The following is a 25366-nucleotide window of genomic DNA, read 5'->3' as shown; positions in this document are numbered from 1 at the left end:
ATTCCGAACCCGGAAGCTAAGCCCTCCAGCGCCGATGGTACTGCACCGGGGACGGTGTGGGAGAGTAGGACACCGCCGGACAAACTTTCCAGTTGAGGGCCGCCCGGATGGGTGGCCCTCAACTGCGTTATGCCGCAGGAAACGCCCGCGGTAATGGAAGGATGTACCCGTGAGCTCCTCTGCAAACGACAATCCGCGCTATAGCCGCGGTGACAAGCGCCCGGCGCCCGGCGGTGGCCGGCGCGACGGCGACCGCACCGGTCGTCCGCAGGGCGACCGCTCCGGTGGACAGGAGCGCCGCGGGTACGGCGACCGCCGCGAAGGCGGGTACGGCGACCGTTCGCAGGGTGGCTTCCGCGGCGGCGACCGCGATCGGGACCAGCGTGGCGGTGGCTACCGCCGGGACGACCGCGAAGGCGGCTTCCGAGGTGGCGACCGGGATCGCGGTTCCTTTGGCGATCGTGGTCCGCGTCGTGATTCCGGTGACCGTCCGCAGCGGGACGGCGGTTTCCGTGGTGGCGACCGCCCCCAGCGCGACGGTGGTTTCCGTGGTGGCGACCGTCCGCAGCGTGAGGGCGGCTACCGCGGCGGCGACCGGGATCGCGGTGGCGATCGTGGCGGCTTCTCCGGCGGTCAGCGTCGTGAGGGTGGCTTCCGGGGCGGCGACCGTGACCGTGGTTCCTATGGGGATCGTCCGCAGGGCGGCGGTTTCCGTGGCGGGGACCGGGATCGCGGAGGCTATGGCGATCGTGGTCCGCGCCGTGATTCCGGTGACCGTCCCCAGCGTGAGGGTGGTTTCCGCGGTGGCGATCGCGACCGTGGTTCCTATGGGGATCGTCCGCAGGGCGGCGGCTTCCGGGGCGGCGATCGCCCGCAGCGTGAGGGTGGCTTCCGTGGGGGTGACCGTCCCCAGCGTGAGGGTGGCTTCCGCGGTGGCGATCGCGACCGTGGTTCCTATGGGGATCGTCCGCAGGGCGGCGGTTTCCGTGGTGGGGACCGGGATCGTGGTGGCTACGGCGATCGTGGTCCGCGCCGTGATTCCGGTGACCGTCCGCAACGTGAGGGTGGCTTCCGCGGTGGCGACCGTGGTCCGCGTCGCGATTCCGGTGACCGTCCGCAGCGTGAGGGTGGCTTCCGGGGCGGCGATCGCGACCGTGGTTCCTATGGGGATCGTCCGCAGGGCGGCGGTTTCCGTGGCGGGGACCGGGACGGCGGCTTCCGTGGTGGAGACCGCCCCCAGCGCGACGGTGGTTTCCGTGGTGGCGACCGTCCGCAGCGCGACGGCGGGTTCCGCGGCGGCGACCGCGGCGGCTTCTCCGGTGGACAGCGTCGCGAAGGTGGGTTCCGTAGCGACCGTCCGCAGCGCGATGGCGGCTTCCGCGGTGGGGACCGCGACGGCGGTTTCCGTGGCGGGGACCGTGACCGTGGTTCCTATGGGGATCGTCCGCAAGGCGGCGGCTTCCGCGGCGGCGATCGCGACGGTGGCTTCCGGGGCGGCGATCGCGATGGTGGCTTCCGTGGGGGCGACCGTCGCGAGGGCGGCTTCCGGGACCGCGAGGAGCGCCCGGTCCGGGAGGACGAGGGCGCCGAGCGGTCCTTTGGGCATACCGACGATCGGGAGCGCCAGCAGGGTCCGGAGATCCCCGAGGAGATCCAGGCCGAGGAGTTGGACACCGAGATCCGCGCCGAGCTGCTCTCGCTCGCTCGTCCGGTCGCCGAGCGCGTCGCCCGGCACCTGGTGGCCACCGGCTACCTGATCGACGATGACGCGCCGCTGGCGCTGGAGCACGCCATCGCCGCCCGTCGGCTGGCCTCCCGGATCGCGTCCGTACGCGAGGCGGTCGGGCTGGCTGCGTACCGGGCCGGGGAGTGGCAGACCGCCATCTCGGAACTGCGCACCTATCAGCGTCTGACGGGCCGGCAGACGCACCTGGCCGTCCTCGCCGACTGTGAGCGGGCGCTGGGCCGGCCGGAGAAGGCCGTGGACATGTTCCGCGCGGCCGACCGGGCCAAGCTCACCCAGACCGAGGCCATCGAACTGCTCATCGTGGCGGCCGGGGCCCGGGGCGATCTGGGGCAGAAGGACGCCGCCGTCGCGATGCTCCAGGTCAAGGAGCTGACGTCGGAGGCGACCGAGCCGTGGGCCGCGCGACTCCGTTACGCGTACGCCGACGCGCTGCTGGGCGCTGGGCGTACCGAAGAGGCGCGCGAGTGGTTCTCCCGGTCCGTCGAGGCGGACGAGGAAGGCGACACCGACGCGGCCGAGCGGCTGCTCGAGCTCGACGGCGTCAACCTGGAAGACGACCAGGAAGACGACGACGAGGACGCCGAGGGTGGCGAGGACGCCGAAGCCGACGACGAAGAAGACGGCGAAGAGTCCGAAGAGGACGAGTCCGATGAGGACGAGGACTACGACGACGATGAGGAAGACGAAGAAGACGACGACGATTACGAGGACGACGACGACTTCGACGACGAAGAAGAAGACGACGACGAGGACTCGGACGGCTACGACGAGGACGATGAGTCCGACGACGAAGACGACGAGGTCGAACCGGGTCGCGTCGGCGAAGGCGACGAGGACGACGACGAGATCGACGCCGACGCCGGTTCGGCGGACCAGCCCGGGGATCGCCCGGCCGCCGATTCCGAGCCCGGCGAACAGCGTTCCTGATCGTGGCTGATCTCGACGCCGATCCTCAGATGGGCGTGACCTCGGCCGGTCGGCTGGTCGACGCGTACGACTTGGTCATTTTGGACCTGGACGGCGTCGTCTTCCTCATCGACCGGCCGATTCCCGGTGCGGTGGAGACACTCGGCCGGTTGCGGGCTGACGGCGTACCCGTGATGTTCGCGACGAACAACGCGTCGCGACGAGCGGGAGAAGTCGCGGACCTGTTGTCGGGGATGGGCGTGGCCGCGACCGCCGCCGAGGTGCTGACCTCCGCGGGCGCCGCGGCCGCCACCTTGGCGAGCCGGTTCGCGGCGAACGAGCCGATCCTGGTGATCGGCGCGGACGCCCTGCGGGACGAGGTACGCGACGCCGGACTGCGCTTGGTCGACAGCGCGGACGACAAGCCGGTCGCGGTCGTCCAGGGGTACGGGCCGGACGTGGGCTGGCGGCAGCTCGCGGAGGCGTCGCTGGCGATCCGGGCGGGCGCGCTCTGGGTGGCCACCAACACCGACCGTACGCTGCCGAGCCCGCGCGGACCGTTGCCCGGCAACGGTTCCCTCGTCTCCGTGATCGCGACGGCGCTCGACCGCCGGCCCGACGTCGTCATCGGCAAGCCCGAGCCGGGACTGTTCGAGGCGGCCGCTCAGCTGACCGGCGCGCGACGGCCCCTCGTGGTGGGCGACCGGCTGGACACCGACATCGCCGGAGCGCGCCGGGCCGACGTCGACAGCCTGCTCGTCCTGACCGGGGTGAGCAGCCGGGCAGATCTGGAGCAGACCCCGCCCGAGCTGCGCCCGACGTACGTCGCCGACGATCTCACCGGCCTCTTCGCCGTCACGTCCGGCACCGAACGGTAGTTTGGTTCCTGTTGGGCGGCTTCCGCCGTCCACCCAAGGACTTGTCGCGCAAGCCGTCGGGCGCACCGGCGGGCGCGTGGACGAAGGGAGCGAGCGATGGCCGACGCATGGCGGTCGTACCTCGAGATGGCCTACGGGCTCACCAAGACCTCGCGGAAGAAGGCGGAGAAGGCCGTCCGCGAGATCGTCGGCAAGGGCAACGCCAAGGCCGGCGAATTCCAGACCATGGCCGAGGATCTGCTGGCCAGCGCCGACGCCAACCGCAGCGCGCTCACCAAGCTGGTGCAGGCCGAGCTCGACAAGGCGCTCGGCCGGGTCGGGCTGGTGAAGGCCGAGGAGGTCACCGAGCTGCGCCAGCGAGTGGACGAGCTGGAGGCGAAGCTCGGCGCTGCGGCTCCCGCTTCTGCGGCGGCTTCGTCGTCGGCATCGGTTAAGGCTCCCGCAAAGGCGCCGGCTAAGACAGTGGCTCCGGCTAAGACGGCGGCTCCGGCTAAGACGGTGGCGAAGAAGACGGTGGCCAAGAAGACCGCCGCTCCCACGGAGACGCCGCGGGCGGAGGAGGAGAAGCTGGGACCGGCCAAGGCTGAGCCCGCTTCGGCACCGGCTCGCAAGACGACCGCGAAGAAGACGGTGGCCAAGAAGACGGCCGCCAAGAAGGCCCCCGCGAAGAAGGCCGCACAGTGACCTCCGTCGAGCCCGATGTCGAGGCGGATTTCGAGCCGACCGTCGAAGGCGCTGCGCCGGAGACGGCCGCGGCCGGGGCGACCGGGCATCGGGCCGTCGACGCGGCGCTGAAGTCGCTGGAGAACGCCGCCGAACTGCCCGTGGGGGAGCAGATCGCGGCGTACGAGGCGGCTCATCGCACGCTGCGCGAGACGCTGTCCACTATCGACGACGCCTGAGCGGAGCACCCATGGCACGACGACTGCGCCTCGACGCCGAACTGGTCCGCCGGGGGCTGGCCCGGTCCCGCGAACAGGCGGCCACACTCGTCGAGGCCGGGCGGGTCGAGGTTCGCGGTCAGGTCGCGCGCAAGGTCGCGGCGATGGTCGACACAGCTGATCCGGTACGCGTGACGGGGGCGGACGTCGCTGACGAGTACGTCTCCCGGGGCGGGCACAAGCTGGCGGGCGCACTGGACGCGTTCATGCCGAAGGGGCTGGTCGTCGAAGGGCGGCGCTGCCTCGACGCGGGCGCGTCCACCGGAGGGTTCACCGACGTGCTGCTGCGCCGGGGGGCGGCGCACGTCGCCGCGGTCGACGTCGGCTACGGGCAGATCGCCTGGTCGCTGCGTACGGACGAGCGGGTGACCGTCATCGAGCGGACGAATGTGCGTACGCTCACGCCGGACCTGATCGGCGGCCCGGTCGGGTTGACCGTCGCCGACCTGTCGTTCATCTCGCTGCGTCTCGTGCTGCCGGCCCTGGCCGCCTGCACCGACGGCGACCTGGTCCTGATGGTGAAACCCCAGTTCGAGGTGGGCAAGGAACGCGTCGGCGCGGGCGGGGTGGTCCGGGAGCCGGAGCTTCGAGCCGAAGCCGTGGTGGACGTCGCGCGTACCGGGTGGGATCTTGGACTGGGCGTCGCCGGAGTGGTGGCCTCGCCGCTGCCCGGACCGTCGGGCAACGTCGAGTTCTTCCTGTGGTTCCGGAAGGACGCTCCGCCGGTGGACCCCGAGGAGGTCGCCCACGCGACTGGGGCCGGACCGACTACGGTGGTGGCCGAGCAGGAGGGGGACGATGGCTGACAGACGGGACGCGCTGCTGGTGACCCACACCGGGCGCAAGGACTCCACCGAACACGCGCGGACGGTCGCGGCCGACCTCATGGCCGCCGGGTTCGGCGTACGCGTGGTGGAGGAGGAGGCCGAGGATCTCGACCTGCCGGGCGTGACCCCGGTCTGCGGGCCGGAGGCGGCCGCCGGAACCGAGATCGTCTTCGCCCTCGGCGGCGACGGCACTTTCCTGCGCGCGGCCGAGCTCGCCCGGCCTTACGGCGCCCCGTTGCTCGGGATCAACCTGGGCCGGGTCGGCTTCCTCGCCGAAGCCGAGATCCACGACCTCGACCAGGCCGTCCGGAACGTCGTCGCCCACGAGTACACCGTGGACGAGCGGCTGACCCTGGACGTCACCGCCGAACTCGGCGACATCGAACTGGCCCGGTCCTTCGCGCTCAACGAGGTCAGCGTCGAGAAGAACGCCCGGGAACGGATGCTGGAGCTGCTCGTCGACGTCGACGGCCGCCCGCTGTCGCGCTACGGCTGCGACGGCGTGGTGTGCGCGACGCCGACCGGGTCGACGGCGTACGCGTTCTCGGCGGGCGGGCCGGTCGTCTGGCCGGAGGTCGAGGCGCTGCTGCTGGTGCCGATCAGCGCGCACGCGCTGTTCAGCCGCCCGTTGGTGACCGCGCCGACGTCCACTTTCGTGATCACAGTGGAGCCTTACACGACCGGCGCGCTGCTGTGCTGCGACGGCCGCCGGACGGTCGACCTGCCGCCGGGGGCGCGCGTCACCGTCCGTCGAGGAGAACTCCCCGTACGCGTCGTCCGGTTGCGCCCCAGGCCGTTCACCGACCGTCTCGTGGCCAAGTTCGAGCTGCCCGTCGTGGGCTGGCGCGGTCAGGCCTGACCCCAATTCACCTGCTGTTATCACGGACCGCCACGCCCGGCGGATGACACCGTCGTACGCCTGAACTAATCTCTGTGTCGTGCTGGAGGAGTTGCGCATCACCGGCCTCGGGGTCATCGAGGACACGACTCTGCCACTGACCCGTGGCATGAACGTGATCACCGGTGAGACCGGTGCCGGCAAGACCATGGTCGTGACCGGGCTGGGGCTGCTCTTCGGCGGCCGGGCCGACGCCGGGCGGGTGCGCGCGGAGCCGGGCCGGGCGATCGTGGAGGGCCGGCTGCGGCTGCCCACCCAGACTGCGGCCGCCGTCGCCGCCCGTGTCGCAGACGCGGGCGCGGAGGCCGACGACGACGGGAGCTGGCTGCTCAACCGCACGGTCACCGTCGAGGGACGGTCCCGGGCGCACGTCGGCGGCCGGTCGGTCCCGGTGAGCCTGCTCGGCGAGATCGGGGAGCAGGTGCTCGCCGTCCACGGCCAGTCCGACCAGCTGCGCCTGCTGCGCCCGGCCGAGCAGCGCGGCTCGCTCGACCGGTTCGCCGGTCCCGAGCACGAGAAGCTGCTGACGGAGTTCCGCGAGCTGCACTCGGCGTGGCGACGAGCCGAGGACGACCTCGCCGACCGCCGCCGCAACATGCGCGAACGCAGCCAGGAGGCCGATCTGCTGCGCCTCGGGCTCGACGAGATCACCCGGGTCGACCCGCAGGCGGGTGAGGACGACGAACTGCGGATCGAGGCGCAGCGCCTGGAGCACGCGGAGGGGCTGCGTACGGCGGCCAGCACGGCGCATCACGCGATTTCGGGCGAGGACGAGGCCGAGGACGCCAACAGCCTCCTCAACGCCGCCCGGCGCAGCCTGGAGGCGCAGTCCGAGGTCGACCCGGTGCTCGGCGAACTGGCCGCCCGGCTCGAAGAGGCCGCGACCCTGCTGGCCGACGTCTCGGTCGAGCTGTCCACCTACCTCGCCAGCCTCGACGCCGACCCGGACCGGTTGCAGGCGATCTACGAGCGCCGGGCCGCCCTGCGCGCGCTGACCCGCAAGTACGCCGACGACGTCGACGGCGTCATCGCGTGGGCCGACCGCGCGCGGACGCGGCTGGCCGACCTCGACGTCTCCGACGAGGCGCTGGAGGAGCTGGATCGGGAGCGCCAGCGGCTCGCCGGTGAAGTGGCGGTCGCCGCTGCCAAGGTGCGCGCCGCCCGGATCGCCGCCGCCGGCACCTTCGCCGAACAGGTCACCGTCGAACTCGCCGGGCTGGCCATGCCGCACGCTCGGGTGGAGTTCGTCGTCTCGGCGCGTACGCCGGGCCGAGGTGAACCGGCGCTGATCGTGGACGGGGAAGAGGCTGGAGTCACCGCCGACGGCGCCGACGAGGTCGAACTGCGCCTGATCGCGCACCCCGGCGCGCCCGCCCTGCCGTTGCAGCGGGGCGCCTCCGGCGGTGAGCTCTCCCGGGTGATGCTGGCGATCGAGGTGGTCTTCGCCGGCGTGGGCGGCCCGCCGACGCTGGTCTTCGACGAGGTCGACTCGGGTGTCGGCGGCACCGCTGCCGTCGAGATCGGCAAGCGCCTGGCCCGGCTCGCCCGCAGCCACCAGGTGCTGGTCGTCACGCACCTGCCCCAGGTCGCCGCGTTCGCCGATCGGCACCTCGTGGTGGCTAAGGACACCGGCGGAGCGATCACGACGAGCGGCGTACGCGTCGTCGAGGAGACCGAACGGTCCCGGGAGCTGGCCCGGATGCTCGCCGGCCTGCCTGACAGCGATCTCGGCATCGCCCACGCCGAGGAACTCCTAGCCGTAGCCGCCCGCGAACGCGCCTAACCCACAATTGCGACATTTGCTGCGGCTCTGGTGTGCGCAAGCTCCTGAAGAGCGCACCGAAGAGGTGAGCACCGCGTGCGCCAGCCCACGCGGCTCGCTGCAACTCACTGCAACTCACTGCGTTGTCAGGATCACCTACGAACGCGTAGACCCCATTCGATCCCCCATGATCATGGGAACATTTGCGGTGTGATAGCAACGCAGAATTGACTCTGATCATGAACGCGCGCCGGGCAAACCGTGTATTTGGGGCGGAGTGACCCACGCAAGGATCAAGCCTGACCGCCTGGAGTGGGCCACTCCGCCCCAAATAGGGAAGCCCAGCCCAGTACCGTGATCAGCATGTCGAGTAGGCGATCAAGGCGCTGGCATGCCAGGATGGCCCCGATGCGTCTACCCACCTTGCGCCGGACCCGGGGCGCCGAACCGGGCACGATCATCGGCACCGCACGGCTCGATCGACGGACCAAACGGCTCGTCGGTCGGCTACGCGCGGGCGATCTAGCGGTCATCGACCATGTGGACATCGACCGTGTCGCGGCCGATGCCTTGGTCGCGGTGGGCGTCGGTGCGGTGTTGAACGCCAAGCCGTCGATCTCCGGCCGCTATCCGAACCTCGGTCCGCAGGTCTTGATCGAGGCTGGCGTCTTGCTCCTCGACGATCTCGGCGAGGGCATCTTCCAGAATGTGCGCGAAGGCGACGAGCTTCGCATCGAGGGGAACACCGTCTTCCTCGGCGATGAGCCGGTCGCGCACGGTGTCCGTCAGGATGCCGAGTCGGTGGGCAAGTCGATGGTGGACGCCCGCGAGGGGCTGTCCGTGCAGTTGGAGGCGTTCGCCGCCAACACCATGGAGTACTTGAAGCAGGAGCGGGATCTGCTCCTGGACGGCGTCGGCGTACCGGACGTCAACACGCAGGTGGCCGGTCGGCACTGCCTGATCGTCGTCCGTGGCTACGACTACAAGGCCGACCTCGATGTGCTGCGGCCGTACATCCGTGAGTTCAAACCGGTGCTGATCGGGGTGGACGGCGGGGCGGACGCGCTGGTCGAGGCGGGCTACACGCCCGACATGATCATCGGTGACATGGACTCGGTCTCCGACGACGTGTTGCGGTGCGGCGCCGAGGTCATCGTGCACGCGTACCCGGACGGGCGGGCGCCCGGTCTGGCCCGGATGCACCAGCTCGGGGTGCCGGCGATCACCTTCCCGGCCGCGGCGACCAGCGAGGACATCGCGATGCTGCTGGCCGACGAGAAGGGCGCTTCGCTGATCGTTGCGGTCGGCACGCACGCCACCCTCGTCGAGTTCCTCGACAAGGGTCGGGGCGGCATGGCGTCGACCTTCCTGACCCGGCTGCGCATCGGCGGCAAGCTGGTCGACGCCAAGGGCGTCAGCCGGCTCTACCGGCAGAGCATCTCGGGCTCGTCCCTGCTGCTCCTGGTGTTGTCGGCGATCGCGGCGATGGCGGCGGCGGTGGCCGTCTCCACGGTAGGCAAGGCTTATCTCGCTGTGGTCGCGGAGTGGTGGGACAATCTCATGTTCCAGGTGCAGCGGCTGTTCTAGGGATACGAATCGTGATCAACTTCAGGTACCACGTCGTGTCGCTCACGGCGGTCTTTCTCGCGCTGGCCATCGGCCTGGTCGTCGGGACGGCGGCGCTCAACGGGCCGGCCGCCGACGCCCTGAACGAGACGGTGAACTCGCTGCGCAAGTCCAACAGCCAGCTGCGCGACCAGCTCGACGGGCTGGCGGTGGAGCAGAACCGCAAGGACGACTACGTCGCCGAGTCTGCGCCGTATCTGCTGACCGGCAAGCTGACCTCGCGTCGGGTGGTCATCGTTGTGATGCCGTCCGGCCGGGAGTTCGTCGACGGCGTCACGAAGCAGCTGACCGCAGCCGGGGCGAAGGTCACCGGCACGGTCGCGCTGAACGACAAGTACACCGATCCGTCGAACGACAGCGAGCTGATGGAGCTGGCGGAGAACGCCCTGCCGCCGAGCGTCCCGGCGACGGCTCTGCCGTCCAGCAGCGACGCCCAGGAGCTGGCGAGCACGCTGCTCGCGGCGGTGCTGCTGGACCGTACGCCGGCCGTCGCGGGCGCCGACATGAACTCGGTGCTGACGGCGTTCAACAAGGCGGGCTACCTGAGCGTGGACGGCAAGGTCACCGGCCCGGCCGAGGCGGCTGTGATCATCTCGGGCATGCCCTACACCGACACGTCGGCGTCGGACAAGAACGCCAACGTGCAGACCACCGTCGTGCAGTTCGACAAGGCCGGCCCGGTCGTGGTGGCGGGGGTGCTCGGCGGCGACGGCAACGTCATCTCGGCTGTCCGCGCCGATCCGGCGCTGGTGAAGTCGGTGTCGACTGTGGACGATGCCAACACCGGCCAGGGACAGGTGGTGTCCGCGTTGGCGACCTGGGAGCAATTGGTGGTCGGCAAGACCGGGCAGTACGGCGTCGGTTCCGGCGCGACCTCGCTGATGCCGAAGATGCCCGCCTGATCATGGGAGCTGGGCGGATTCTGGGCCGGCTCGCGCTGGCCGGTGCGGGTGCGGTGGCGGCGCAGGGAATTCAGCGCGCGCTGCGGGCGTCGAGCTTGTCGAAGGATCTCGAGCGGACGAACTTCCGCGGCAGCACGGTCAACCTCGCCGGTGGACCGTCGCTGGCGATCAGTGCCGCGGTGACGAGCGCCGCAGGTGCCAAATCCGGCCGGGCGGCCGGGGCCGCTCTCGTCGCCGGGCTGGGTTCGGGCGCGGTCGGCTTCTACGACGACGTGGTCGGCGTACGCCCCGAGCACAAGGCCAAGGGTTTCCGGGGACACCTCGGCGCGCTCAAAGAGGGTCGGGTGACCAGTGGCCTGATCAAGATCGTCGGGGTCGGTGCGGCCGGTTTCGCGGCCTCGGCGCTGCTGACGCGTTCGCGCGGCCGGAGCGCGGTGACCACGGCGGTGGACACGGCACTAGGCGCGGGTGTGATCGCGGGCGCGGCCAACCTGTTCAATTTGCTCGACCTTCGTCCGGGACGGGCGCTCAAGGCCGGCGTCCTCGTCGGTGCGCCGCTGGCGATGGGCGCGACGGGCAGCCAGGTCGCCGGGCCGCTCGGTGCGGTCGCGGGCAGCCTGCCACCGGATCTGGCCGAGGAGACGATGCTCGGCGACTGCGGAGCCAACTCGCTCGGCGCGCTCCTCGGGACGGCGTACGCGGCGCGTACCGGCGTCTTCGGGCGGTTCGCCGCGTTGGCCGTGCTCGCCGGGCTGACCGCCGCCAGCGAGAAGGTCAGCTTCACCAAGGTCATCGAAAGCACGCCCGGTCTGCGGGAGCTCGACGCGTTCGGGCGGATGAAGGCGGCCCCCGACCAGGCGAGCGTGCCCGGCAAAGCCGACGCCTAGCGGCCGTAGATGAGCCGGATAGCCCGCGCCGCCACCCTCATCGCGGTGCTCACCGTCGTCAGCCGTGTCGTCGGGTTCGCCCGCACGTGGGTCCTGACCTTGTCGGTGGGTCAGACCGACCTCGGCAGCGTCTACGCCAGCGCCAACGCCATCCCCAACATCATCTTCGAGATCGTCGCCGGTGGTGCGATGGCGGCCCTTGTGGTGCCGCTGCTCGCCGGAGCCGTCTCCCAGGGCGACGTACGCGCAGTGTCGCGTACGGCGTCCGCGCTGCTCACCTGGGTACTGGCCGGGCTCGTGCCGTTGGCCTTGCTCGTCGTGATCGGAGCGGACTGGGTCATCCGGCTGGTCGCCGGCCGGCACTGGACGCCCGAGCAGTTCGAGACGGGCGCGCTCATGCTGCGGATCTTCGCCGTCCAGATCCCGCTCTACGGGGTCGGGGTGGTGCTCATCGGCGTACTGCAGGCACATCGGAAGTTCGCCTGGCCGGTCATCGCCCCGCTGCTGTCCAGCCTCGTGGTGATCACGGCGTACGCCTTGTTCGCGGCGCAGGACGGAGCCCGGGTGGATCTCGCTCAGGCGAGCCGGACCGGGGTGCTGATCCTGGCGATCGGCACCACGCTCGGCGTCGTGGTGCTCAGCGGCTGCCTGCTGATCCCGCTGCGGTCGCTCCGGCTGACCTGGCGGCCCCGCTGGGAGATCGACCATCCCGACGTCAAGGGGCTGGCCGTCAGCGGCCTGCTCACGGTCGGCTTCCAGCAACTCGCCCTGATCATCGCGCTGCGGCTCGCCAACGCCACGAAGGCCGACGGGACGGCGCTCGTCTTCACCGTCGCCCAAACCGTGTTCCTGCTGCCCTGGGCGGTGCTGGCGGTGCCACCGGCGACGGCGGCGTACCCGGCGTTGGCGGAATCGGCGGCGACCGGCCGGCTTTCGGCGTACCAGCAGACTTTGACGAACACCGCGCGGGCCGTGACCTTGCTGAGCTGCCTGGGCGTCGCCCTGCTGGCCGGAGTCGCGGGCCCGGCGGCGGCGTTCTTGTCGGCGGGCGCCGATCCGGAGGCGCTGGCCTGGGGCATCGCGGCCTTCGCGCCGGGACTGCTCGGCTACGGCCTCGCGGCCCTGCTCAGCCGGGCCCTGTACGCACGCAGTGGCCAGCGAGCGGCGGCGATCGCCTTCGGCCTGGGGTGGGGCAGCGCCGCGGTCGCGATGCCGATCCTGGCCGCGGTACTGCCGGAAAGCGCCCGGGTGGCCGCGCTCGGCCTGGGCACCTCGGTGGGCATGACGGTGCTGGGGCTGGTCCTGGTGATCCAGCTGCGCCGGGCCGGTGCGACAATGCCCGGGTTGACCCGGGCCGCCTTGGCGGGGCTCGTCGCGGCGATCGCCGGCGCGGCAGCGGGCAACGGCGTGCGCTGGCTCGCCGGCGGGCTTCCGTCGGGGGTGGGTGCGATCATCGGCCTCGGCGCGGCGGCCGGCCTGGCGGTGGTCGTCGTCTTCGTGGCCGTGCTGCTGCCGCTGGACGGCGGCGACCTGCGGGCGCTGGCTCGCCGGTTCGCCCGGCGGCGCACGAAACTGGGGGAAGGGTGAACGGTGGCACAGCAGCACTTCCACGGCGCGGTCGCGCTGGTGCTGGCGACCAGCACGGGCGGAATCGGGCAACATGTCGCGGCGCTGGCCGGCGAGCTGGCGGGCGCGGGCTGCCCGGTGACCGTGATCGGACCGGCGATGACCGAGGCGCGCTTCGGCTTCACCGAGCGGGGCGCGCAGTTCATCCCGGTGGAGATCCCGCCCAACCCGACCCCCGGTGACCTGCGGGCGGTTCGCAAGATGCGCCGCGTCCTCGCTGCTGTGCAGCCCGCCGTCGTGCACGCCCACGGCCTGCGGGCCGGCTTCGCGGTGGCGCTCGCCCGCCCGTCCGTCCCAACCGTCGTGACCTGGCACAACGCGCCTTTGCGAGGCGGTGTCCGGGGCGGAGTGCACGCGATGCTGGAGCGGATCGTCGCACGTGCGGCGACCGTGAACCTCGGCGCCTCGACCGACCTCGTCGACCGGGCCACGGCGGCCGGTGCGACCGACGCCCGGCTGTGGGAGGTGGCCGCGCCGGTGCGGGCCGCTGCTCGCCGCTCCCGGTCGGGCGTACGCGCCGAGCTCGGCGTGGCCGCCGACGCGCCCCTGATCCTCTCGGTGGGACGGCTGCACCCCCAGAAGCGATACGACCTGCTCGTGAAGGCCGCCGCCCAGCTTCGCACCGAGGCGCCCGCCGCCACGGTGGTGGTCGCCGGGACCGGTCCGTCCTATCTGGACCTGGCCGCCCAGATCTCGGCCGAACGCGCCCCCGTACGCCTGCTCGGCCACCGCGATGACGTCCCCGACCTGATCGCGGCGTCCGACGTCGCCGTCGTGAGCAGCGACTGGGAGGCTCGGCAGTTGTTCGCCCAGGAGGCGCTCGCGGGCGGCCTGCCCCTGATCGCGACCGGCGTCGGCGGGCTGCCGGAGCTGGTCGGTGACGCCGCCGTCCTGATCGAACCGGGTAGTGCCGAGGCGATCCGGGCCGCGATCGTCGACCTGATCGGCGACCCCGCGCGCCGGGCCGAGCTCGCCGAGAAGGGTCGCGAGCGTGCGGCGGGCTGGCCGGACGCCGGAGACATGCTGCGCCGCCTGTTCGACCTGTACGCCGGCCTCGCCGACCGGACACCGGTGGCCGAGGAGCTGGACTGATGCGGTCGGTCCGGGCGGGGAGCGTGCTGGTGGCGCTCCTCGCGCTGATCGCCGCCCTTTTCGCCCCGATAAGCCCGGCGTCGGCCAGCTGGAACGCCTCGGGCCCGAGTGCGAACGAGGCGCTCGCCACGCGGGACGGCGACGCCGATCCGGACACCCGGGCGGATTACGTCATCGTGGCGGGCGTACCGGGGCTGCGCTGGGAGGACTTGGACGCCACGAGGACTCCCACCCTTTGGCGGCTCGCCGAGCACGGCTCGATCGGCTCGATGTCGGTGCGCTCGGCGGTCACCCCGACCTGCCCGGCCGACGGCTGGACCACGCTGAGCGCGGGGAACTACGCGTACCGGAGTCTGGCCGCCAACCCGCCCAAGGTGTCCGGCGAATGCCCGCAGCTGGAGCAGGAGGTCATCCGAGGCCGGGACCAGCAGAGCGCTTCACTGCCCGCCGACGAGCAGCGCCTGGTGATCTTCAACAACGGCAAGGGCCCGTGGGGCGCGGTTCCGAGCGCCCTGCCGAACTCCGTGCGCTGCACCGTCGCGGTCGGCGTCGGCGGCGCGATCGCGGCGGTACGCCCCTACGACCGGGTCGACCGGTACGAGCCCGCGTTGCCCGACGATCCGGCGAAACTGGCCGACCTGCTGGCCTCCTGCGTGCTGACCGTCGCCGACCTCGGCACGGTCGACGCCAAGGACGAGGCGGCCCGCAAGACGCAGGCGGCGGCGGCCGACGCCCAGCTCGCGAAGCTCCTCGCGGCGCGCCCCGCGCTCAGCACGGTGATGGTCGCCGGAATCTCCGACACGAGCACCGATCAGCGGTTGCACGTCGCGATCTTCGACGGCCCCGGCTGGGACGCCGGCTGGCTGACCTCCGCCGGCACCGGGCGTAACGGATACATCCAGCTCATCGACCTCGCGCCGACGATTCTCCACGTCCTCGGGCGGGCGGCGCCGGCGAAACTGTTCCGGGGCTCCATCGCCGTGCCCGCCGACGGGCGGCCGGCCGACCTGGCCAGCGCGATCGGCGTACCGGCGCAGGCGGATGCTCAGGCGACCGCCCAACGGGGGATCACGGGGTGGTTCTTCGGGATTCTCGCCGTCGTCCAGCTTTCCCTGTACGTCCTGCTCGCCTGGGCGATGCGGCGCTCGTACACCCGGGCCGGCCGGGCGCAGAAGGCGTTGCCGCTGCCCGACTGGACGCGTCGCAAGGCGTCCGCCCGGTCGAGCGGCGGGCCGCCGTTCTGGACGAAGTGGGCGGAGATCGCGCTCATCGCCTCGGCCTCGGCCATCCCGGCCGCCTTCGCCGCGGGGATGGCTCCCTGGTGGCGTTCCGGGCACGCCGGGCTCGTCTTCTGGGCGCTGACGGTCGCGGGGATGATCGTCGTCACCCTCGTCGTGGTGCTGCTGCCCGCGTACCGGCGGACGCTCGGGCCGGTCGGGGTCGTCGCCGCGGTCGCTGCCGCCGTCGTGGCGCTCGACCTGGCGACGGGCGCGCGCCTGCAGCTCAACGGAGTCGCGGGGTACTCGGCCCTCGAAGGCGGCCGGTACGCCGGCCTGGGCGTGGTGGGGCTCGGGGTGTTCATCTCCGGCGTCCTGCTCGCCACCGGGTGCCTCGTCCAGGTCACACCGCGCCGATGGCGGCCCTGGCTGATGGCGCTGGTCGGCGGAATCGCGGTGATCGTCATCGGCGATCCGTTCCTCGGCGCGGACGCGGGTGGCGCGCTCGCGCTGACCGCCGGAGTGTGCCTCGCCGTGGCCGTCTGCACCGGCGGCTGGCTGACCCTGAGCCGGGTGATCTGGGCGACCGTGGCCGGGTTGGCGGTGACGGTGGTGTTCGCGCTCATCGACCTGCGGCGTCCGGTCGCCGACCGCGGCAGCCTCGGCCGGTTCCTCAGCCAGATCGCCGACGGCACCGGCGGGCTGACCGTGCACCGGCTCAGCGAGTCCAACGTCACCGCCTTCGCCAACACGCCGCTCACCCTGCTCGCGCTGGGCGCCGCGGTCTTCGTCTGGTCCGCGCTGCTCCAGCCCTGGGGCGGGCTCAAACGGCTGTTCGGCGTCTATCCGGCCGTCCGGGCCGCGCTCACCGGGGTCGCGCTCGCCACCGTGCTCGCGGGCCTCGTCGGCGGGGCGGCGCTCAATGTGGCGGGGGCGGCGGCGGCCACCGTCGTGCCCCTGGTGGCTTTGGGAGCTTTGCGAGTACGCGAACACGCCGACGACCGGACGATCGCGCAGGAGCAGGAGGCGTTCTCGGGGGTCGTACCGTGACGCGGACGCGACACCCGCTGGTGTGATCTGCGTCCTCCTGTGCGGCGAGCCGACTCCGAGGTGTTAGGGTGAAATCCCGTGGATCATGCGGTGGTTTCATGCTGTGTTCATCTCAGCGACAGCTCAGATGGCAGCTCATGCACCGCACGTTCGGACTAACTTCAACACCGACCACGGGAGCGGGTAGTGAGCCCTTCTGCACGGACGAACTTGTCGACACAGCAGCCGACGCGGCACATCTTCGTCACCGGGGGTGTCGCCTCCTCCCTGGGCAAGGGCCTCACCGCCTCCAGCCTCGGCAATCTGCTGACCGCGCGCGGGCTGCGCGTCGTCATGCAGAAGCTGGACCCTTACCTCAACGTCGACCCCGGGACGATGAACCCGTTCCAGCACGGTGAGGTCTTCGTGACCGACGACGGCTCGGAGACCGACCTCGACGTCGGCCACTACGAGCGGTTCCTGGACCGCGACCTCTCCGGCAAGGCGAACGTCACGACCGGGCAGATCTACTCGGCCGTCATCGCCAAGGAGCGCCGCGGCGAGTACCTCGGCGACACCGTCCAGGTCATCCCGCACATCACCAACGAGATCAAGTCCCGCATCCGGGCGATGGCCGACCCGGACGAGGACGGGCGTACGCCGGACGTCGTGATCACCGAGGTCGGCGGCACCGTCGGCGACATCGAGAGCCTGCCGTTCCTGGAGGCCATCCGGCAGATCCGGCACGACGTCGGCCGGGAGAACGTGTTCTATCTGCACGTGTCGCTGGTGCCCTACCTCGCCCCGTCCGGCGAGCTGAAGACCAAGCCGACCCAGCACTCGGTCGCGGCCCTGCGCAACATCGGCATCCAGCCCGACGCGCTGGTCTGCCGCTCCGACCGGGAGATCCCGGAGGGCATGAAGCGCAAGCTCGCCCTCTACTGCGACGTCGACGCCGAGGCGGTCGTCTCCGCGTCCGACGCGCCCAGCATCTACGAGATCCCGAAGGTGCTGCACCGTGAAGGGCTCGACGTCTACGTGGTCCGCCGGCTCGGACTGCCGTTCCGCGACGTCGACTGGTCGCGCTGGGACGATCTGCTCGACCGCGTACGCAATCCCGAGGCCGAGCTGACCATCGCCCTCGTCGGCAAGTACATCGACCTGCCCGATGCGTACCTGTCGGTGTCGGAGGCCATCCGGGCCGGCGGGTTCGCCCATCGGGCCAAGGTCAAGCTGCGCTGGGTCACCAGTGACGACTGCGAGACCTTCGAGGGCGCGGCCAAGGCATTGTCCGGTGTGGACGGCGTCGTCATCCCCGGCGGTTTCGGCGTACGCGGCATCGAGGGCAAGATCGGGGCGATCCGGCACGCCCGGGAGAACAAGATCCCGACCCTGGGACTGTGCCTGGGCTTGCAGTGCATGACCATCGAGGTGGCCCGGAACCTGGCCGGGCTGGCGCACGCCAACTCGCTGGAGTTCGACGAGACCGCCCCCGAGCCGATCATCTCCACGATGGCCGATCAGGAGGACATCGTCGCCGGACTCGGGGACATGGGCGGCACGATGCGGCTGGGTGCGTACCCGGCGGATCTGCGGCCCGGCTCGATCGTCGCCGAGGTCTACGGCACCACTGCGGTCTCGGAGCGCCACCGGCACCGGTACGAGGTCAACAACGCGTACCGGGGCAAGCTGGAGGAGGCCGGTCTGCGGATCAGCGGCACCTCGCCGGACGGCAAGCTCGTCGAGTTCGTCGAGCTGGACCGGGAGATCCACCCGTACTTCGTGGCCACCCAGGCGCATCCGGAGCTCAAGAGCCGTCCGACCCGGCCGCACCCGCTGTTCGCCGGCTTCGTGAGGGCTGCCCTGGAGTACGCCGACGCCGACCGGCTGCCGGTCAAAGTGGACTCGAACGCGTAGCGTTGGCGGCGTGACGCACGAATACCGGGTCGTGGAGACGACCGAGCGCTATCACGGCAGGATCTTCGACGTCGTGACCGACCTGGTGGAGATGCCCGGCGGCGGAGTCGCCCCGCGCGACTACCTCAAGCACGTCGGCGCGGTCGGCGTCGTGGCGCTCGACGACGAGCAGCGCGTGGTGCTCGTGCGGCAATACCGGCACCCGGTCCGGCGGTTCCTCTGGGAGCTGCCGGCCGGGCTGGTCGACGTCGCGGGGGAGGAGCCGGCCTCGACCGCTCTCCGGGAACTGGCCGAGGAGGCCGACCTGACCGCCGGCCGCGTCGAGCACCTCGTCGACCTGCACACCACGCCGGGTGCGTCGTCGGAGATGATCCGGCTGTTCCTCGCGACCGAGCTGCGCGAGGTCGGGCACGCCGACCGGCACGAGCGTACGGACGAGGAAGCCGAGATCGAGGTACGCCGCGTCCCGCTGGCCGACGCGCTGAAGATGATCTTCGGGGGGGAGATCACGAACGGGCCCGCAGTCGCGGGTCTGCTCGCCGCCGACGCCGTCCTGCGCTCCCGCGCCTGACTAACGTCCCAGCACGTCGTCGACGAGGCGATCTAGCTGCTCGAGCATTACTTCATCGTTCGTCGTGCGCCCTAACCAACGGAGGGCGCAAATCTCGTCCAGCGAGAGTCCAGGCATCAGCATTCGCAAGATTGACTGCGGCTCGATCGTCGATTCTCTGATGCCGAGCGGGCCGTGCAGCTCGTTCGGGGAGCCAGTCTCGTAGGCTAGCCGGAGCGCCAAGCTCGCGGTGCGTCGGTCGGCTCGCATCTGGTGGCTGAACGAACCGTCGGGCCAGATCATCTCTCGGCCCATCCGATGGCGGAGCAGCGACGTCAGTCCGAAGATGGGCCAATCCACCTGCCACCGCCGCGGCTCGCTGATCCACTCATACACCGCGTCGACGAATACGTCTCGCTCGGGACAATCCAGCTCACGATGATCGGTGAAATGGCTGAGCACCTGATCGATGAGGTGAACGGGCGCGTTGGCCAGCGAGGTTATCGGCGTGTCGGCCACCCGCCGTACTGCCGGCCGCCAGACCTCGGGAGCCTCGAACGTCAGCCCAAACGCGATGAGAGCTAGTTCGGTCCAGGCATCTGCCGGATGGCGACCAACACAGTGCAAGGCGAGATCCCCAGCGTGCGGCAGGCTCGGCCGTCGGCTGGCGAGGTCGAGGATCGCGGAGCCGGCGGGAATCTCCAGGATGTCGTAAGCCTTGGCGACGGCATCCTTGATCAGGTCGTCGAACCACTCGGTGAATAGTGCTTCCTTGTGGCGGATGAGGACCTGCGCCTCGTAGCGGGACAGGGGGGCGAAATCGATGATGCGAGGTTCGGCGACACTGCTGCTCAACGCGTCGCAAGTTTCCTGGTCCAGGGCACCGGGACTACAGACCTCCATGATGGTGAGCAACCCGGGATGGATCCCGCGGTCGGGATTCGGAAGCGACCGCAGGTCATCCCCGTATCGGCGGGCGATGTCCCCGGTTACGTTCGGCGACACGCGAAGCCGACGGCTGTCGGTGGTAATAGGGGCCGTCAACTGGTGTTGCTGGATCGTACGGAGAAGCTCTACCGAAGGTGCCTGGTCGAACACGTGGAGTCCGGCCAGACTGAAGGTCAGGTCATCGGCAAGCGCGTTGGCGACAACGAACGCGTCTTCGATCGGAACGCCTGAGGGCGCAGCGCGGATGTCGGAACGAGCCACGCGAACGTTGTCACCGATCGACCCAGCCCGGATCGTCCCGGCCAGCCCGGTGAGCGTGGCCAGGGAGAACCATGACCGCCAGAGCTGGACGAGCCGGTCCCAGGGCCGGCATTCGCCCGCAGACGCCTGAAGGGCATGAGCCGATACGGTCACCGGCTCGGTGGACAGCAGCGTCCACAGAAGCACGAGGTTGAGGCTGTATACCGCCAGATGGCCGGTGAGCGGCAGCGCCTCGAACGGTGTATCCGCGCTGCACAACATGATCTGGGGCGGATCGTTTTCGTCCAGGACGGCCGCCAATTGGCGGTTGGCGATGCGTTCCAGATCCTCCTCGAACACGTCTCGGTCCAGTCCCGCGGCGGCCAACCGGCTCGGAAGCCATTCGCGCATCATGTCCAGCACCACCGGCCGGGTGTGCAGGCTCGTGTAGATCAGCTGGGCATACCACTCCGGCGGGAGGTGGACGAGGTTGTCGTGGTACATGTCGGCAAGGGTCGGCTGCCGACGCAGCGTACGCACAACGTCGGTCTGGCGTAGCAGGCGCCGGACGAGGAAATCGGCGGTGAGGAACTCGCCGAACGTGTTGTGCAGGAATTCGAAGGTTGTCGGAGCATCGACCGCCGCTCCCCGGCTCTTGGACTCATGGATGAAGAAGAAGCTGCCGAGTAGCAACTCCGCCTGGCTGAGCGGATGACCGGGCCCGCCTGGGACAGGTTGTTCCAGGCGAAAGAAGGCGATGTCCTTGTTCAGGTCATCCTGGCCGATGTGTACCGCTTTTCGATTGAACATGCCGAGGGCGGCTACACCCAGCCGTTCCAGGTCCCGTTCGATCAGCTCGGTCTGCTGCCGGGGTGTCAACGCCGCGAAATCGTCTTCGCCGTCGCCTTTCGTGCGCTCTCGTTCCACGAAACGGCTGAGCAGATTGTGGTAAAGCGTCGCGCGATCGAGGTCGGCGTCGTCGAGCTGGTTTGCATGCGAGTCGTACACCGCAAGCATCAGTAGTAGCAGCGGCTGCGCGGCGAGTTGCGCTACCCGCGACACGGCGGGTAGGGCGAACGGCCGTACATCATGGTCGCGGAAGTACTCCGCATTGGCGGAGTTCCAGACCTCGGCGAACTTGTCGCGGCGTTCCTGATCGAAGTCGAGGAGGCGGACGACGGTAATGTCGTCGGGCAGCGTCGCCTTGTCGATAAGGGTCATACGGCTGGTCACGATGATCCGTACTGGTCGGCCCTGGATCGCCTCGCGCCGTTGGAACTGTCGGATCTTGCTGCTGAGGAAGGTGCTGTAGACCTTGCCACTGGCCTGCAGGAGTTCGTCGTAACCGTCGAGGATGACGACCGGCGGCGTATCGGCCAGGTCCTCGGCCAACTCCGCCCAGTTGACATCGTGGCCGGTATCCTCTCGAATCCGCTGTTCGATGAGGTCTTGGAGCTCGGCCTCGGCGTTGACGTCGCGAAGTTCGATCCGGATCGGCACGAACTGTGGAGGAGCCATCCGAGCAGCGAGGATCTCCGTTAGCAGCGACTTACCGGATCCCGGTTGCCCGAGGATGAGCAGCGGGCTCTCGGTGGCATACGGAGAGCTCAAGAAGCGGACCAGAAAGACGCCGAGCCCGTTCTGCGAGCGAACCTCCTTCCACGAGTCGTCCAGCTCCAATCGCAGGCCCTTTTCCGAAGCGCCGGCGAGGCACCGCAGCGTCTGAAAGGACTGTGGGACGAACAGTTCGGCCTTCGTGGGATAGGTGAGCGTGGTGGTGCCCGCCCGGCGGAACTTGTCCACGATGACGGGAGTCTGAATCCGGTCGGCGTACTCCTTATGGAGCGCGCTCACCACCTTCCGGGTCCGACCGTCGGTTGCAGTGTCGGCAAGCTTCGACCGTGTGCTGATCGCGTCCATCAGACGCTGCATTCCGACGTCGATCGCTTCCGCGGTGTCGGAGACCTTCTGGAGCTCGATCCGCAACTCGGCCGCGAGACGGGCGGACTGCTGCCGGCCCCGCGTGTGCTCATAGATCTCGGCCCATCGGTGGAACTCAGGGCTCTCCGCCAGAAGTGCGAGGTATTGCGCCTGGAAGGTCTCGTATGCCAAGGCTGGGATCTCCGAGAGCACTTCGTTGGCGTCGACCTTGATTTCCGTCCACGCCGCCAGACCCGAGGCGAAGCCCGCGTACGCCTTGCACATCCGGCGATACAGCTCCTGAAGTTGTTGTGCCTCGGTGTCGGGGTCGGTCGACGGGTGCGGCAGCGGCAAGGCCGTGGTGTGATCGGTGGCGGGATTGGCCGACGTCGACATGATCGCCCGTTCGGCGACCGCCCGGCGTTCCTCCGCGGTCAGCTTGAGGTGGCGGGTGATGCCCCGGGCTCGGTCGTCCAGCGCCTCGAAGAATGCGGAATAGATCAGCAGGGTGTACGCGGCGGCCAGTCTGCGCCGCTGCCCTATGAAACCGCCGCCGGTTGTCCGAGTCAGCCGCCGTACGCCGGCCCGCGCCAGCCTGATCAGCTGGTCCTTGGGGTCGAGCAGGTTCAGCGCCCCTGCGCCTGCGGGCCCGGCGACCACAGGGGTCAACAGGATCGCCGCTCCGAGGAACAGGTCCAGCCCAGTGATCAGGTCGTCGGGCCAGTCATCGTCGTTGGCCAGCGCCCGGATCTCGGCAAAGGTGAGTTTTGATCCGATCGCCTGATTCTTCACGAGTTCGCTCCCGACGCGCCGTCTGACGGAATGCATCAGCGTCGCATCGATGCCGGAACCCGACCGGGCGAGTGTCACCTAGGCGACCGCAAGACGGCCCGGTCGGACGACGCGGGCATCCTTCGGCCCGGCGGCACCAACGGATCAGGGTTCCGTGTCGAATCTTGCGCCAAGATTCGACACGGAACCCTGATCCGGCGCGAAGGGAGCTAACCGCAGGGAAAGAGCTGGCGGTTACGCAGAGTGAGATTGCGGACCGCGATTCACGGGTACCTGTGAAGCGTGACGCTACAGCCTGTAAACCCGGCCGCCCTGAGCATGACAGCGCGTCGGGTCTGTCCGCAGGTGAGCGGCCATACACTGGCGGCGAGAGCTGCTGCCAGCCAGTGTTGCGCACAGTGTCGTGCGCCCCGCAGAGAGGTATCACGGTGAAGGTCGGTATCCCCCGCGAAGTCAAGAACCACGAGTACCGGGTGGCGATCACCCCGGCCGGTGTCGTCGAGTTCGTCCGGAACGGCCACGAAGTGGTCATCGAGACCCAGGCGGGCGTCGGATCCTCGATCACCGACGAGGAGTACCGCACGGCCGGGGCGGAGATCTTGTCCACCGCCGACGAGGTGTGGGCCGCCGCGGACATGATCCTCAAGGTCAAAGAGCCGATCGAGTCCGAGTACCACCGCATGCGCGCGGGTCAGGTGCTCTTCACTTACTTGCACCTCGCCGCGTCGAAGGAGTGCACCGACGCGCTCGTCACGCAGAAGGTCACGGGGATCGCGTACGAGACGGTCGAGCTGCCCGGCGGTCAGCTGCCGCTGCTCGCGCCGATGAGCGAGGTGGCCGGTCGCCTGGCCCCGCAGGTGGGCTCGCACTACCTGCTGCGGGCGCAGGGCGGGCGCGGCGTGCTGCCCGGCGGCGTCCCGGGCGTACGCCCCGCCAAGGCGGTCGTCATCGGCGCCGGGGTGTCCGGCATGAACGCCGCCACCATCGCCGACGGGCTCGGCTTCGAGGTGACTCTCCTCGACAAGAACATCAACCGGCTGCGTACGGCGGATCAGCAGTTCCACGGGCGCGTCCGGACGGTCATGTCCAACGCGTACGAGCTGGAGCAGGCCGTGCTCGCCGCCGACCTGGTGGTCGGGGCGGTGCTGGTGCCGGGCGCGAAGGCCCCGACGCTGATCTCCAACGAGCTGGTCAGCCGGATGAAGCCGGGCAGCGTGCTGGTCGACATCTCGATCGACCAGGGCGGCTGCTTCGAGGACTCCCGCCCGACGACGCACGCCGACCCGGTCTACCGGGTGCACGAGTCGATCTTCTACTGCGTGGCGAACATGCCGGGCGCGGTGCCGCACACCAGCACCCACGCGCTGACCAACGTGACCCTCCCGTACGCCATCGAGCTGGCCAACCACGGCTGGCAGGAGGCGCTGCGCCGGGACAAGGCGCTGGCGCTGGGCCTGAACACCTACGACGGCCAGGTCGTCTACGGCCCGGTCGCCGAGGCGCACGGCCTGGCGGTCCTGCCGCTGGCGGACGTCCTCAACTAAGCGCCATCCGCAGTGGAGGCCGCACGATCCGCATCATTCGTTCGGTTCGGGTGGCCTCCACTTGCGTGTCGTTTCAACACGCCGTGGATGTGACCCGCTGCGGCGGCCCGCGGTGGCGTACAGTCAAGCGACGGCGCGTGACTTCTGACGGCGGCAGGCGTCGTAAGGGGAAGGGCGGGATATGGCTGGCGGCGAGCGTTCGGAGGCGTGGTCCTCGACGTTGCGGGGCGAGCAGTCCGCTTTGGACCTCAGCGCTGATCTGGGTCCGGCGGACCCTTCGGCGTACACGGCTCGCAAGGACATCCCCGAGCCGATGCCGACGGATCGGCACGGCCCGGCGCGGATCATCTCCATGGCGAACCAGAAGGGCGGCGTCGGTAAGACGACGACGACCATCAACCTGGGTGCGGCCCTGGCGGAGTACGGGCGCAAGGTGCTGTTGGTCGACTTCGACCCGCAGGGCGCGCTGTCGGTCGGTCTCGGGGTCAACCCGCACAACCTCGACCTGTCGATCTACAACCTGCTCATGCAGGACGACGTGGCGACCGAGGACGTGCTGATCAAGACCGATGTGGCCAACCTGCACCTGCTGCCGGCCAACATCGACCTGTCGGCGGCGGAGATCCAGCTCGTCAGCGAGGTCGCGCGCGAGATGGCGCTGGCCCGGGTGCTGCGCAACGTCCGCAAGGAATACGACTTCATCCTGATCGACTGCCAGCCGTCGCTGGGTCTGCTCGCGATCAACGCGCTGACCGTCAGCCACGGCGTACTGGTCCCGCTGGAGTGCGAGTTCTTCAGCCTGCGCGGGGTCGCGCTGCTGCTGGACACGATCGACAAGGTCCGCGAGCGGCTCAACTTCGATCTCGAGCTCGAAGGCATCCTCGCCACCATGTACGACTCCCGCACGACCCACTGCCGCCAGGTGCTTCAGCGGGTCGTCGAGGCGTTCGGCGACAAGGTGTACCAGACGGTGATCACGAAGACCGTGAAGTTCCCCGAGTCGACGGTGGCGGGAGCGCCGATCACCTCGCTCGACCCGGCCTCTTCCGGGGCTCGCAACTACCGGCAGCTGGCGCGCGAAGTGATCGCGCAGCAGGCCGCGCGCTGATCCGACCAC

At 70.0% G+C, this 25366-nt stretch carries 18 protein-coding genes, 1 rRNA gene and 1 pseudogene; 18 read left to right on the top strand and 2 right to left on the bottom strand.

Going from position 1 to position 25366, the window contains the following annotated elements; all coding sequences use genetic code 11:
• Nucleotides 1-81 (top strand): 5S ribosomal RNA (gene rrf / locus HOV77_RS04980); the annotation flags it as partial.
• A gap of 46 nt (nt 82-127) precedes the next feature.
• Here the strand turns inward: rrf and HOV77_RS04975 are convergent.
• Nucleotides 128-1735, bottom strand: coding sequence for a hypothetical protein (locus HOV77_RS04975; RefSeq protein ID WP_290858049.1), 1608 nt, complete (start codon nt 1733-1735; stop codon nt 128-130).
• Here HOV77_RS04975 and HOV77_RS04970 point away from each other — a divergent pair.
• From HOV77_RS04970 to HOV77_RS04900, 15 genes and pseudogenes are all read left to right on the top strand, one after another.
• The gene (locus HOV77_RS04970) at nt 1667-2674 is read left to right on the top strand and encodes a Replicase polyprotein 1ab (RefSeq protein WP_290858048.1); all 1008 of its coding nucleotides are present in this window, start codon (nt 1667-1669) and stop codon (nt 2672-2674) included. The two genes, HOV77_RS04975 and HOV77_RS04970, sit on opposite strands and share 69 nt — an antisense overlap.
• 29 nt (nt 2675-2703) lie before the next feature.
• Nucleotides 2704-3504: pseudogene (locus tag HOV77_RS04965) on the top strand (HAD-IIA family hydrolase); the annotation flags it as partial.
• Nucleotides 3505-3627: 123 nt separating this feature from the next.
• On the top strand, nt 3628-4215 hold the full coding sequence (locus HOV77_RS04960) for a phasin family protein (RefSeq protein ID WP_290858046.1): 588 nt from the start codon (nt 3628-3630) through the stop codon (nt 4213-4215).
• On the top strand, nt 4212-4433 hold the full coding sequence (locus HOV77_RS04955; RefSeq protein WP_290858045.1) for a hypothetical protein: 222 nt from the start codon (nt 4212-4214) through the stop codon (nt 4431-4433). The genes HOV77_RS04960 and HOV77_RS04955 overlap by 4 nt, the downstream gene beginning before the upstream one ends.
• Before the next feature lie 11 nt (nt 4434-4444).
• Nucleotides 4445-5278, top strand: a complete 834-nt coding sequence (locus HOV77_RS04950) for a TlyA family RNA methyltransferase (protein WP_290858043.1) — start codon at nt 4445-4447, stop codon at nt 5276-5278.
• Complete coding sequence (locus HOV77_RS04945) at nt 5271-6158, top strand: NAD kinase (RefSeq protein WP_290858040.1); 888 nt, start codon at nt 5271-5273, stop codon at nt 6156-6158. Before HOV77_RS04950 ends, HOV77_RS04945 begins: the two co-directional genes overlap by 8 nt.
• 79 nt (nt 6159-6237) lie before the next feature.
• Nucleotides 6238-7980 (top strand): DNA repair protein RecN, encoded by a 1743-nt coding sequence (gene recN / locus HOV77_RS04940; protein WP_290858038.1) that lies wholly within the window; start codon nt 6238-6240, stop codon nt 7978-7980.
• A gap of 387 nt (nt 7981-8367) precedes the next feature.
• A complete protein-coding gene (gene steA / locus HOV77_RS04935) occupies nt 8368-9546 on the top strand; it encodes a putative cytokinetic ring protein SteA (RefSeq protein WP_290858036.1) in 1179 nt (392 codons plus the stop codon).
• An 11-nt stretch (nt 9547-9557) separates the two neighbouring features.
• Complete coding sequence (locus HOV77_RS04930) at nt 9558-10487, top strand: copper transporter (RefSeq protein WP_290858034.1); 930 nt, start codon at nt 9558-9560, stop codon at nt 10485-10487.
• Nucleotides 10488-10489: 2 nt separating this feature from the next.
• Nucleotides 10490-11374, top strand: coding sequence for a hypothetical protein (locus HOV77_RS04925; protein WP_290858031.1), 885 nt, complete (start codon nt 10490-10492; stop codon nt 11372-11374).
• A gap of 9 nt (nt 11375-11383) precedes the next feature.
• Nucleotides 11384-12961: a lipid II flippase MurJ gene (locus HOV77_RS04920; protein WP_290858027.1), complete on the top strand. Its 1578-nt coding sequence runs from the start codon at nt 11384-11386 to the stop codon at nt 12959-12961.
• A 3-nt stretch (nt 12962-12964) separates the two neighbouring features.
• Complete coding sequence (locus HOV77_RS04915; protein WP_290858024.1) at nt 12965-14092, top strand: glycosyltransferase family 4 protein; 1128 nt, start codon at nt 12965-12967, stop codon at nt 14090-14092.
• Nucleotides 14092-16359, top strand: a complete 2268-nt coding sequence (locus HOV77_RS04910; protein ID WP_290858021.1) for a hypothetical protein — start codon at nt 14092-14094, stop codon at nt 16357-16359. Before HOV77_RS04915 ends, HOV77_RS04910 begins: the two co-directional genes overlap by 1 nt.
• A 186-nt stretch (nt 16360-16545) precedes the next feature.
• Nucleotides 16546-18255, top strand: coding sequence for a CTP synthase (locus HOV77_RS04905; RefSeq protein WP_290858018.1), 1710 nt, complete (start codon nt 16546-16548; stop codon nt 18253-18255).
• A 10-nt stretch (nt 18256-18265) separates the two neighbouring features.
• The gene (locus HOV77_RS04900) at nt 18266-18826 is read left to right on the top strand and encodes an NUDIX hydrolase (RefSeq protein WP_290858014.1); all 561 of its coding nucleotides are present in this window, start codon (nt 18266-18268) and stop codon (nt 18824-18826) included.
• Here HOV77_RS04900 and HOV77_RS04895 read toward each other — a convergent pair whose 3' ends face one another.
• Nucleotides 18827-22309, bottom strand: coding sequence for an NACHT domain-containing protein (locus HOV77_RS04895; RefSeq protein WP_290858012.1), 3483 nt, complete (start codon nt 22307-22309; stop codon nt 18827-18829).
• 824 nt (nt 22310-23133) lie between these two features.
• Here HOV77_RS04895 and ald point away from each other — a divergent pair.
• Together ald and HOV77_RS04885 are read left to right on the top strand one after the other, a co-directional pair.
• The gene (gene ald, locus HOV77_RS04890; protein ID WP_290858009.1) at nt 23134-24249 is read left to right on the top strand and encodes an alanine dehydrogenase; all 1116 of its coding nucleotides are present in this window, start codon (nt 23134-23136) and stop codon (nt 24247-24249) included.
• Between the two features lie 181 nt (nt 24250-24430).
• On the top strand, nt 24431-25357 hold the full coding sequence (locus HOV77_RS04885; protein ID WP_290858006.1) for an AAA family ATPase: 927 nt from the start codon (nt 24431-24433) through the stop codon (nt 25355-25357).
• The last annotated feature ends 9 nt before the right edge of the window (nt 25358-25366 follow it).

The organism is Hamadaea sp., from assembly GCF_013362815.1.
In the GTDB taxonomy this organism is placed as follows: Bacteria; Actinomycetota; Actinomycetes; order Mycobacteriales; family Micromonosporaceae; genus Hamadaea.
The sequence above is the reverse complement of the archived record's forward strand: the minus strand, read 5'-3'. Positions and strand labels throughout refer to the sequence as shown.

Bases quoted from the DNA above. Each gene is read 5' to 3' on its own strand.
- HOV77_RS04960 (WP_290858046.1), top strand. From the start codon at position 3,628: ATGGCCGACGCATGGCGGTCGTACCTCGAGATGGCCTACGGGCTCACC.
- HOV77_RS04950 (WP_290858043.1), top strand. From the start codon at position 4,445: ATGGCACGACGACTGCGCCTCGACGCCGAACTGGTCCGCCGGGGGCTG.
- HOV77_RS04945 (WP_290858040.1), top strand. From the start codon at position 5,271: ATGGCTGACAGACGGGACGCGCTGCTGGTGACCCACACCGGGCGCAAG.
- steA (WP_290858036.1), top strand. From the start codon at position 8,368: ATGCGTCTACCCACCTTGCGCCGGACCCGGGGCGCCGAACCGGGCACG.
- HOV77_RS04925 (WP_290858031.1), top strand. From the start codon at position 10,490: ATGGGAGCTGGGCGGATTCTGGGCCGGCTCGCGCTGGCCGGTGCGGGT.
- HOV77_RS04920 (WP_290858027.1), top strand. From the start codon at position 11,384: ATGAGCCGGATAGCCCGCGCCGCCACCCTCATCGCGGTGCTCACCGTC.
- HOV77_RS04910 (WP_290858021.1), top strand. From the start codon at position 14,092: ATGCGGTCGGTCCGGGCGGGGAGCGTGCTGGTGGCGCTCCTCGCGCTG.
- HOV77_RS04895 (WP_290858012.1), bottom strand. From the start codon at position 22,309: ATGTCGACGTCGGCCAATCCCGCCACCGATCACACCACGGCCTTGCCG.
- HOV77_RS04885 (WP_290858006.1), top strand. From the start codon at position 24,431: ATGGCTGGCGGCGAGCGTTCGGAGGCGTGGTCCTCGACGTTGCGGGGC.